Raw genomic sequence first — 707 nt, 5'->3', positions numbered from 1 at the left:
GATTCCTTCATGAAAAGCAAACTCCTCTCCGCCTTGATCATTGGTGGCACCGCAATGGCTTCGCAAATGGCTGCAGCCGCCGACGGTACGATCACCTTCACCGGCAACGTCACGGCGCAGACTTGTGCCATCAATGGTGGCGCTACCAATTTCGTGGTTGCCCTGCCGACCGTGTCGGCGTCCTCGCTCTCCGCAGCGGGCAAGACCGCCGGCCGCACGCCGTTCAGCATCGCGCTGTCGGGCTGCACGCCGACCGCAGGCAATGTGCGCACCTTCTTTGAGGCGGGTCCCAACACCGACGCCTCCACGGGTCGCCTGAACCTCACCGCAGGCGGCGCCCAGCGCGTGCAGATCGGCCTGCAGAACGCCTCGGACGAAACCAACATCAACGTCGGTTTCGCCAATGCCCTGCAAAACTCGAAGTCGGTTCCCCTGGCCTCTGGTGCCGCCACGCTGCGCTACTACGCCCAGTACGTCGCCACCGGCGCGGCAACCGCCGGCGCGGCCAATACCAGCGTGATGTACTCCATCGCCTATCAGTAAAGCCGTATCGGGTGGCGCGGTGTCGCGCCACCTTTTCACCCCTTGTTTCCTGAATACCCGCCGGCGCGGCCAATACCAGCGTGATGTACTCCATCGCCTATCAGTAAAGCCGTATCGGGTGGCGCGGTGTCGCGCCACCTTTTCACCCCTTGTTTCCTGAATAC

General features: G+C 63.1%; 1 protein-coding gene. It reads left to right on the top strand.

Annotated elements, in window-relative coordinates; all coding sequences use genetic code 11:
- On the top strand, positions 1–543 hold a 543-nt coding region (locus AC1DDH_RS20385), incomplete at its 5' end, for a fimbrial protein (protein ID WP_476956196.1).
- Positions 544–707: the final 164 nt, after the last annotated feature.

It is taken from the genome of Arthrobacter sp. 10T425 (genome assembly GCF_056393985.1).
This window is presented reverse-complemented; position numbering and strand designations above follow the sequence as displayed.